The 9,675-nt window shown below is 45.1% G+C and carries 10 protein-coding genes; 7 read left to right on the top strand and 3 right to left on the bottom strand.

Translation table 11 applies throughout. The features are described from left to right. Positions 1–203: 203 nt before the first annotated feature. Together P5674_RS21125 and P5674_RS21120 are read left to right on the top strand one after the other, a co-directional pair. A complete protein-coding gene (locus tag P5674_RS21125; protein WP_050856770.1) occupies positions 204–434 on the top strand; it encodes a type II toxin-antitoxin system HicA family toxin in 231 nt (76 codons plus the stop codon). Positions 435–595: 161 nt separating this feature from the next. Next, a complete protein-coding gene (locus P5674_RS21120) occupies positions 596–934 on the top strand; it encodes a type II toxin-antitoxin system HicB family antitoxin (protein ID WP_014275183.1) in 339 nt (112 codons plus the stop codon). 102 nt (positions 935–1,036) lie between these two features. On the opposite strand, the gene pirA is transcribed toward P5674_RS21120, so the two are convergent. The 3 genes from pirA to ebsA all read right to left on the bottom strand — a co-directional run bounded on the left by pirA (position 1,037) and on the right by ebsA (position 2,975). Next, positions 1,037–1,189, bottom strand: coding sequence for an arginine synthesis PII-interacting regulator PirA (gene pirA, locus P5674_RS21115; protein WP_006617356.1), 153 nt, complete (start codon positions 1,187–1,189; stop codon positions 1,037–1,039). A 216-nt stretch (positions 1,190–1,405) separates the two neighbouring features. Continuing rightward, a complete protein-coding gene (locus tag P5674_RS21110) occupies positions 1,406–2,473 on the bottom strand; it encodes a phosphotransacetylase family protein (RefSeq protein ID WP_014275182.1) in 1,068 nt (355 codons plus the stop codon). Between the two features lie 115 nt (positions 2,474–2,588). Then, positions 2,589–2,975: a type IV pilus biogenesis protein EbsA gene (ebsA, locus tag P5674_RS21105; protein ID WP_014275181.1), complete on the bottom strand. Its 387-nt coding sequence runs from the start codon at positions 2,973–2,975 to the stop codon at positions 2,589–2,591. A 228-nt stretch (positions 2,976–3,203) separates the two neighbouring features. Between ebsA and P5674_RS21100 the strand changes: the two genes are divergently transcribed. From P5674_RS21100 to P5674_RS21080, 5 genes are all read left to right on the top strand, one after another. After that, positions 3,204–4,805: a glycosyltransferase gene (locus P5674_RS21100; RefSeq protein ID WP_231852147.1), complete on the top strand. Its 1,602-nt coding sequence runs from the start codon at positions 3,204–3,206 to the stop codon at positions 4,803–4,805. 10 nt (positions 4,806–4,815) lie between these two features. Then, complete coding sequence (locus P5674_RS21095) at positions 4,816–5,961, top strand: ATP-grasp domain-containing protein (RefSeq protein WP_006617360.1); 1,146 nt, start codon at positions 4,816–4,818, stop codon at positions 5,959–5,961. Positions 5,962–6,032: 71 nt separating this feature from the next. Then, the gene (locus P5674_RS21090) at positions 6,033–6,938 is read left to right on the top strand and encodes a succinate--CoA ligase subunit alpha (protein ID WP_006617361.1); all 906 of its coding nucleotides are present in this window, start codon (positions 6,033–6,035) and stop codon (positions 6,936–6,938) included. 62 nt (positions 6,939–7,000) lie between these two features. Further along, entirely contained in the window at positions 7,001–8,473 is a 1,473-nt protein-coding gene (locus tag P5674_RS21085) for a DASH family cryptochrome (RefSeq protein ID WP_006617362.1), read from the top strand. Between the two features lie 80 nt (positions 8,474–8,553). Further along, complete coding sequence (locus P5674_RS21080) at positions 8,554–9,480, top strand: cation diffusion facilitator family transporter (protein WP_286171731.1); 927 nt, start codon at positions 8,554–8,556, stop codon at positions 9,478–9,480. Positions 9,481–9,675 lie beyond the last annotated feature (195 nt).

Here is a 9,675-nt window from a genome sequence, read left to right as displayed (position 1 = left end):
TTCTGGGGCGGCGCTCAAGGCTGCCAGGAATGCCACATCCAGAAAGCTGGCTGAGATGCTATTTAAGGCTCTGTGGGATATGCGATAATAAGCCCCATACAATTAGCATAATCATCCTGTACCCCGATCCAATTCCCTAGGTCGGGGTTTTTACAGGTGAAAGTTTGGGAATAAGATAGAAACATCGTCGCACTTTTAAGGCAATTTACACAAACCCGGTTCGGTCAGATATTGTCTGGACTGATGTTGAAAGTCTGTTTGTAGCGCTGGGCGCGATCGCCCGCGAAGGGAGAGGCTCTCGGGTGCGGGTGGCGTTGAACGGTGTCAAAGCTGTTTTTCACGAACCACACCCGGAAAAAGAGATGGGTAAGGGTGCTGTTAAAAGCGTCCGGGAATTTTTAGAAGATGCGGGAGTTGCCCCCATGTCTGAGTAAGATATCTATTAGAAAGGGGGTAACGAGCAATGTTGCCCCTACCCAAAGTGACTCAAAAATATACTACCGAGTGCAGCCATTGCCCGATCGTGCCACACAATTCTACAGATTATCCTAAAAACTTAATTGTACCATTTAGACGCTCAAGAACTGAGGGAAATATGCTGACATATAAGGGTTACAGTGGTCACATTGAAGTTGATACAGAAAACGGCATCCTGTTTGGTCGCGTGTTGGATATTAAGGATACGATTACTTTTCAGGGAAAAACTGTTGAGGAAGCGAGTCAAGCCTTTCGTGACTCCGTTGATGATTATCTGGAGTTTTGCGAAGAGTTAGGGGAAAAACCTGATAAGCCTTTCTCTGGAAAATTGCCGTTTCGGACCACACCAGATCTACACCGAAAAATTTTTTTGGCGGCTGCTAAAGCAGGAAAAAGCATTAATGGTTGGATGGAAGAGGTGATAAAAGATGCAGCTAATCGTACTTTCCAGAATTAATGGAAGTTGTTGATCAAATAGCCGAAACCCTCCCCGGCTCTCTCCCAGAGTGAGAGGGGGCCAGAGAGGGATTTTTATACTTGATTAACAGCTTCAAAGTTTCTACATTTGGCGCATTTCAGCTTCCAGCATTCGGACTAAATTTTCATCTCCTTTGGCTCTAGCTACCTCAAGTCTATATTCCAGACGTTTTTGGATGTTAGCGCGATGGGTTTGGGATAGCTGGTTGACTTCTTGTCTAAAATTTTTGTTCATGATCAGGGGTTTTGATGTCAAGTTTATAGTTTAATCTTGCCTCCTCTCCTATTATATCGCCATAAAACAGAGAATAAGCGATCGCCTCCCGAAAAATTTAATGTTTCGTAACCTAGGACACAGTTTCTGAACTGAAAAAATGTGTGACACAGAGCATGGGCTATGAACAAGAGGCGATGGGGCCAGCTCGCCGCACTACGATCGCCTGATAATCTGCTAGTTGAGGAGTTGGATAAATCGGCTGGTATCGAATTTTTCCGCCATAATTTGGGTGATACACTCAACCTTAGCCTGATCATGGATACGGACGTGACCAAAAGCGAGATCGATGCTTTCCACAGTGGTGAGGGTATCGAGGTCAACACACAAAATCGGAATCTCCAACTCTTCAGCGCGGGTAATCACAATTTCAGCCGGGGGAAGTTGACCGGTGAGAATCAAGCAATGGGTAGACTGCTCCAAAGCCGCCATTTGAATATCAGTGCGATCGCCGCCGGTCACCACCGCCATATTATGTGACTGGCTAAAATACTTCATGGCGGAACTAACATTCATCGCCCCCACACTGAGAGTTTCCACAATCAAATCCAAACGTTCCTGACCACAAACCACCTGGGCTTCAAGCTGCGTCACCAATTCCCCCACCGTGACACTACGAAGCAGCGCATTTCTAGGAAGGATACCCAAAACCGGAATCCCCACACTCTCGAGAAAAGGCTTAATCTGAGTTTCCACCTTAGAAACCTGTTCGTCGGTGACATCATTAATCACAATTCCGATTAAGCGCGTACCCAAACGTTCTTTCGCCGATAGTACCTCATCCAAGAGACTATGGGAGTGATAACGAACCACCAACATAACCGCCGTATCCAAAACCTCAGCCATTCGGGGTACAGATAAATTAAACAGACTCCCTTCCTGCAAGGTGCGGGGACCCTCGAGTAAAACCAAATCCCCAACCTTATGGTGGTGATAGTTAGTCAAAGCCTGGTGATAATAATTGAGATCTTGATGATATAGATGTTTATCAATTGTTGCCTGATCAATCATTAAAATAGGCGATCGCATATAAACTTCCGAAAGCCCCAAAGTTTTAGCAATAAACTCACAATCAGCATCAACTTGATGATCACAATCATCATCAAAATCAGTTCCCAAAGGTTTCCCGTAACCAATATCAAACCCCAGATTCTGCAATTGAGGAACTAAACCGAGGGCGACAGCAGACTTACCACTAGAAGGCTCAATTGATCCAATTAATACATACTTGACGGGTTTAGCCACACCAGCAACTCCTAAACTTATAAAATCAGATTTAATTTTGACACTGTAGCGCACAGATGTTGTGCATAACCAACACCCCCACTAGACTCACTCCCTTAACTTGAGTCCAGCTATTTCATTCCATGTGTAGCAATTTTTTATAAAATTCCTGAGAAAAATCAATCACATGATGATGCTTGAAGCTGTAGACCACCTGAATCAAATGCTTCATAAACTCATAATTGGGCATCATCACTTCATAAGTTAGATCAGCATTATGCTCAAACATCACCCGACATCGAGTAAGGTCAGCCGGAAGCATAGAAGTATTCCAGGTGGCCACAAAAGGAATATCCTCACCCCCCTCGATTTTCCGTGCCCCCTCCAAACTCTTGTGTTGGTAAAGGCTCATAGACCAAGGCAAATATCGCCGTCTCTTTTCATCATAATAGGGTAGATAAACCACCAAGTCCCGTTTTTCAGCCAGTTTGAGGTCTTTGAGAATAGCAGCCGAATCACTCATAATTAAATTCCTGCTCATTGTATCACTCCATCTTAGCGGTTCTGGGAAACTCGGTATAGAGGTTAAGACTGTAGGGGTTAAGGACAATTGATTATGATCGTTGTCCCCCCCATCGGGCCAACAACCTGGTCTGGCAATTATTCCCTGGGGAGCAAATTCTTGGATCAATGGCTGCAAAAAGGTGAAATACTGCACAATGATAGAGAACAATTAAAGTCACACTTATCGATGCCAGAGAAATCTTGGCTGAACCATCAGCGTCAACATCAAACCAGTAGAGGTGCAACGGAGTTATTGGATATGCACCATAACCATCGTGATTCGGGAGTTACAGACTCCAGTAGTCAAAATTATAGATTCCCTCCGGGGATTAGGCGTTTTCGTCTTCTTTCCCGTCGACAGGGATTAGGGGGTTCCCAACCCCGGAAACCTAATCAAGCTAATAAACTTCATATCCCCCCAGAATTTTATCAGAATCGGCGAGGCAAAGCAGCAGTCGCCCTAGCTCTGATCTGGAGTCTGACGATTATCGGGCACTTGATTCCCTGGGGATATTGGTTAATTCTGGGATTAACTGGGTTATTAGTAATTCAAGCTATCCGCATTGTGTTTGCCGATCCCGGTGGGTTAGATATTAACCCCGAACTCACCCCAGAAGAACTACCCTTTGTCTCCCTACTGGTAGCGGCGAAAAATGAAGAAGCTGTGATTGGCAATTTAGTCCAGAATCTATGCAATCTCAACTATCCTAGTCATTGCTATGAACTGTGGGTGATTGATGATAATAGTAGCGATCGCACTCCCATAGTTCTCCAGGAATTAGCCCAAGAGTATCAACAACTGCACATTCTGCACCGAGACGAAAACGCTACTGGTGGTAAATCCGGCGCACTCAATCAAGCCCTACCTCTTACCCGTGGCACAATATTAGGGGTTTTTGATGCCGATGCTCAAGTGGCTCCAGATCTCCTACAAAAGGTGCTTCCCAAATTTGAGGCTGAACAAGTCGGAGCCGTTCAACTCCAAAAAGCGATCGCCAATAGTAACTTCAACTTGTTAACCCGTTGTCAATCGGCAGAGATGGCCTTAGATGCCTTTTTCCAGAAACAGCGAGTGGCTGTAGGCGGTATTGGAGAACTGCGGGGAAATGGGGAGTTTATTCGTCGCGCCGCCCTAGAAAGCTGCGGTGGATGGTGTGAAGAAACCATTACCGATGATCTCGATTTAACCATTCGTCTGCACCTAGACCATTGGGATATCGAATTTCTGGATACCTCCGTCGTCTTGGAAGAAGGAGTTACCAATTGGGTTGCTCTCTGGCATCAGCGGAACCGATGGGCCGAGGGAGGATATCAAAGATATCTCGACTATGGCAAATTCATCATCACTAACCGTATGGGAGTTGGCAAAACCTTTGATTTATTCGGGTTTTTGATTACCCAGTACATTCTACCCATAGCTGCCATTCCCGATTTACTCCTGTCATTTATTCTCCGCCGCCCCCCCATTACCAGCCCCCTGACTCTCTTGGCAGTTAGTTTGTCGCTGATCGGAATGTTTATCGGCTTGCGGCGTACTGTTAGCGGTGGAAATGTGGCATCCCACAAAACCAATTCACCTGATAACTTAACCACAGATGGCGATCGCCAATATTATCCCCCACTTTCTTACATGACTACATTGTTCCAAACCCTGCGTGGTACCGTGTATATGTTTCATTGGTTCATTGTTGTTGCCAGTGCCACAGCCCGGATCAGTGTGCGTCCCAAACGCCTGAAATGGGTCAAGACGGTTCATCAAGGAACCCCTACCCTCAAGAATAATCAATGAGGAAACACCCATGGATTTGCTAGAGTACCAAGCTAAAACCCTATTTCGTCAGATGGCAATTCCCGTATTGCCTTCCCAGAGAATTGATTTCGCCCATGACCTCAAAGGATTAACCATTCCCTATCCCGTAGTTCTCAAATCCCAAGTGCGGGCTGGGGGACGGGGAAAAGCTGGTGGTATCAAGTTTGTGGAAAATACCATTGATGCAGTGGCTGCCGCTCAATGTATTTTTAATTTGGCTATTCAAGATGAATATCCCCAAGTCCTACTGGCTGAAGCTAAATATGATGCCGATCAGGAAGTATATCTGGCGGTGATTCTTGATCCGGTGACTCGCCGCCCCCTATTATTAGGCTCTGTGCAGGGGGGAGTTAACGTTGAGGCTACCATGTTCCATATTCAAAAGGTCGTGGTGGATCAAGAATTTTCCCCTTTTTATGCTCGCCGTCTGATGGTCAAAATGGGATTACAAGAACACCTGATCCTATCTGTCAGTAACATTTTGGAGAAAATGTATCGGCTATTTGTCGAGAAAGACTTAGATTTGGTGGAAATTAACCCCCTGGGAATTAGTTCTACAGGGGAGTTAATGGCTCTTGATGGGAAGGTGGTCGCTAATAATCAGGCCTTGGAGAGACACCCGGATTTAGTTATGTTGGTTCATGAACAATGTTCAGATCCTGCCGCCATTGAGCCAACGGATTTACCCACCAATCAACCCAATTTTGTCAAACTTGACGGCAATATTGGTATCATCTGCAATGGGGCTGCTTTAACTATGACTACCCTAGATCAGATCATAGCCACTAAAGGAAAGCCGGCTAATTTCCTTAACTTGGGAGGAGAAGATCATTTTGAGGTGACAGAAACACTGTTGCAGAATTTATCGGACGGATTAACATCGGTGATGGCATCCGATCGCATTAAAGTCGTGATGATTAACTGGCTGGGACACCAGACTACTGCTGATCAAATCGCTGAGGCGATCGCCAACTTTTTACAGCACCAAAAGACTATCGAGACTCTCCCTCATTTTGTCCTCCGTTTGACCGTGACTGAACTTGAGAGTACACTGGCTAAATTTGCTGGATTACCTGTAGAAATTGTGGCAACTTTGGATGAAGCGGTTAAACGAACCGTGGCTTTATCTCGGTAGGTGCGGGTTCATCAATAACTTAACCCGCCCGTAGATGGCATGGTTTGTGATTAATTATAGCTTGAAAAAATATGAATTTAACTCCAGATAGTAAAGTCATAATTCAGGGGTTGAGGGATTCCGACCCTTCCCTAAAAGTAGCTCTCAATATGAAAGCATATAGCACTAATATCGTCGCCTGTGTCAGCGCCGGAAGAGGTGGGGAGATCATCCATCAAATCCCCGTTTATGACCTAGTAGAACAAGCTCAGGCAGCCGTTGGACCTGTAGATACTAGCGTCATTTTGGTTCACCCTTATGACGTTCTTGATGCGGCATTAGAGGCTATTGATGCCGGAATTAGACAGCTTGTAATTGTGACTGAAGGAATGCCACCCCTCGATATGGTGCGTTTGGTCAGAAAGGCAGAAGCTACCGAAACTTTAGTTGTCGGTCCTAATTGTCCGGGTATTATTGTCCCCGGTAAACTCTTATTGGGAACTCATCCTCCCCAATTTTATACCCCCGGTTCTATCGGCTTAATTAGTCGCAGTAGTACCCTCACTTATGAAGTCGCTCAAGCCTTGACTGATGCCAAATTGGGGCAGTCTCTTAGCGTCTGTATTGGTAGTGATTTAATTGTCGGTTCCTCCTTTATTCAATGGCTACAGATTTTAGATGAAGATGACCATACAGATGCCATTGTTTTAGTGGGAGAAATTGGCGGCTCTAGTGAAGAAGAAGCAGCCTCTTATATTGCCGAAACTATTGATAAACCAGTGGTGGCTTATATCACAGGTCTTCATGCTCCCAAAGCTCAATTGATTAGTCATGCTAGTACAATTATTACTTCTAAATTTACCCAAGACCTTCACCCAGGGACGGCTCAAAGTAAAATTTCGGTATTTGAAAAAGCTAAAATTCCCGTGGCTTCTAGTCCCTCTCAAATTCCCGAACTGTTGAAAAAGTGCCTCAAAAAAACTCGCTCCCATAAGTAAATCTCAAACCGCTTTAGGATGATGTATAATAGGGAAAAATTCAACTTTTAACTAGCAATTGAATGGCTGCTAATCCTCAAAAAATTATCTTATGGTATCGGAATGATCTGCGGTTACATGACCATGAACCACTAGATTTAGCTACCTCAACTCAAGGGCAAATTATCCCCCTTTACTGTTTTGACCCCAGACAGTTTGCCAAAACTTCCTTTGGTTTTCCTAAAACGGGGGGATTTCGGGGTAAATTCCTGTTAGAAAGTGTCGCAGATTTGCGCCATAATTTCCAAAAAATTGGCAGTAACTTATTGGTGAGAATAGGTGAGCCAGAAAGGGTTATATTTGACCTGGTTAAACAATTAAATATTGATGCTGTTTATTATCATAAGGAAGTCACCGCCGAAGAATTAGCAGTAGAAACCGCCCTAGAGAAAGCCTTGACCCCCCTGGGAGTTGAGGTAAAATCTTTCTGGGGAGCCACATTATATCATCTGAAAGAGTTACCATTTCCCATTGAAAAACTGCCGGAACTTTTTACCAACTTCCGTAAACAGGTCGAGCAAAAATCAGTTATTTATCCCCCATATACTCCCCCTAATCAATTACCACAATTCCCAGATATTGAACCCGGAGAAATCCCGACCTTGACCGAACTTGGTATCACACCAGCACCCTTTGATGAGCGGTCTGTCTTAGATTTTGCAGGTGGAGAAACAGCGGGTTTAAGCCGGTTAAATGATTATTTTTGGCGGCGAGATTGTCTGAAAAACTATAAACAAACCCGTAATGGAATGTTAGGGTCGGATTATTCGTCGAAATTTTCTCCCTGGTTAGCTAATGGCTGTCTATCGCCCCGCTGGATTTATCAACAAGTGCAGGATTATCAACACCAACGAGTTAAAAATGATTCGACATATTGGCTAGTATTTGAATTATTATGGCGGGATTATTTCCGGTTTATTTGTCTAAAACATGGCCCTAAGGTGTTCTATAAGTCTGGTTTACAGGGTGTCAAAATTCCCTGGGGAGAAAATTGGGAACAGTGGCAGATTTGGTGTCAGGGACTGACGGGGTTTCCCCTGGTAGATGCGAATATGCGAGAGTTGGCGGCGACGGGGTTTATGTCGAATCGGGGACGGCAAAATGTGGCGAGTTTTTTAACTAAGAATTTGGGCATAAATTGGCAAATGGGGGCGGAGTGGTTTGAGTCTGTCCTGATTGATTATGATGTTTGTAGTAATTGGGGTAATTGGAATTATACGGCGGGGGTGGGTAATGATGGGAGGGGATTTCGCTATTTTAATATAGCTAAACAGTCCCAGGATTATGACCCAATGGGGGATTATGTGAAACATTGGCTACCAGAATTAGCGTCTATTCCTGATGGTAGGGTTCACTCTCCCTGGCGTTTATCTAATCAAGAACAGATCAGGTTTGGGGTGCGTTTGGGGGTGGATTATCCCTATCCTATGGTGGATCTGCAAGAGTCGGTAGAAGCTAATCGCCGGATTTATGAGAAAGCCTTACGGATGACCTGAAATGGCTATGGGATTGGTGTTAATTATAAAAAGTTAAAACGGAGGATATACAGTCGGTGAGTTGTGATTGCTGTGAAATAGTGAGGTTGTCGAAGTCTCCCCAAAAGTTGCGCCTGTTGGGGATAGCTTTAATTTCGATCCTGGGTTTTGCTGGGGTGGAGGCGGTGGTGGGATGGGTTAGTCATAGTATGGCTTTGACGGCTGATTCTGGTCACATGGTGGCGGATGGGTTGACGATCGCCTTAGCGATTTTAGCCGCTTCGGTGGCGCGACGTTATCGGGGAATTGAGGTCTGGGCGGCTTTCTTGAATGGGGTGGGACTTCTGGTAATGGCGATCGCCATTGGTGTCGAGGCGATCCGACATTTACAAAATCCCCCGGAAACCATTTTGAGTTTCCCCATGTTGATAGTTGCGATCATTGGTTTGGGGGTCAATGGCTTTAATATCATGCTGTTGCATCGAGATGTTCAACAGGACCTGAATATGCGGGGGGTTTTGCTTCATATCTTAGCTGATACCCTCAGTTCTGTTGGTGCTATTGTGGCGGCGATCGCTATTTGGTTAACAGATTGTACATGGGCTGATGGTGCCGTCGGTTTGGGCGTGTCCGTGTTGGTCGGTTTGGGATCACTACCTGTGATCCGCCACAGTTTGGCGATTTTGTTAAATATATCTCCTGTCGCCGTAGATAAGGAGTTAGTCCGAGAGGCGATCGCCAACTTTCCCGGAATTGTCGCCGTCGAAGATTTGGTCATAGTAGCGATCGCACCAGGTTATTATGCCGTCGAAGCCACCCTAAAAATAGATATCGACCTAAAACAAGGCGATCGCCTACTCACCCAAATTCAGGCTACCCTCAGCCAAAAATTCCGCATTGAGGATATTCGCTTCCAACTAGATCAGGTATTATCTCCCCCCAAACTCGGTTTCTTACAAATAGGACAGACCAGCCTCGCATCGATAATCAGCCCAGTCCAGGTAAATCAGCCCCTAGGAGTGAAATAAATGCAGATCCCTCTCGACAAACGTTTGCACCAGTAGCGATCGATCCAAATACTTATCAGAAAAATTGGGTTTTCAACCCCGTCCTTGTAGGACGACTTTCTGTGAAAATATTAGGGTAGTGCTAAAGAGGTAATGATGCCTTGTAGTGATGGATAAAATACCAAATGCCACCAATGTGATTCTGCAAACACTTGG

This window comes from Limnospira sp. PMC 289.06 (assembly GCF_032350395.1).
Lineage (GTDB): Bacteria > Cyanobacteriota > Cyanobacteriia > Cyanobacteriales > Microcoleaceae > Limnospira > Limnospira platensis.
This window is presented reverse-complemented; position numbering and strand designations above follow the sequence as displayed.

Excerpts from the sequence above, each read along its gene's own strand:
- P5674_RS21120 (WP_014275183.1), top strand. The coding sequence starts at position 596 with ATGCTGACATATAAGGGTTACAGTGGTCACATTGAAGTTGATACAGAA.
- pirA (WP_006617356.1), bottom strand. The coding sequence starts at position 1,189 with ATGAACAAAAATTTTAGACAAGAAGTCAACCAGCTATCCCAAACCCAT.
- ebsA (WP_014275181.1), bottom strand. The coding sequence starts at position 2,975 with ATGAGTGATTCGGCTGCTATTCTCAAAGACCTCAAACTGGCTGAAAAA.
- P5674_RS21100 (WP_231852147.1), top strand. The coding sequence starts at position 3,204 with ATGCCAGAGAAATCTTGGCTGAACCATCAGCGTCAACATCAAACCAGT.
- P5674_RS21095 (WP_006617360.1), top strand. The coding sequence starts at position 4,816 with ATGGATTTGCTAGAGTACCAAGCTAAAACCCTATTTCGTCAGATGGCA.
- P5674_RS21090 (WP_006617361.1), top strand. The coding sequence starts at position 6,033 with ATGAATTTAACTCCAGATAGTAAAGTCATAATTCAGGGGTTGAGGGAT.
- P5674_RS21085 (WP_006617362.1), top strand. The coding sequence starts at position 7,001 with ATGGCTGCTAATCCTCAAAAAATTATCTTATGGTATCGGAATGATCTG.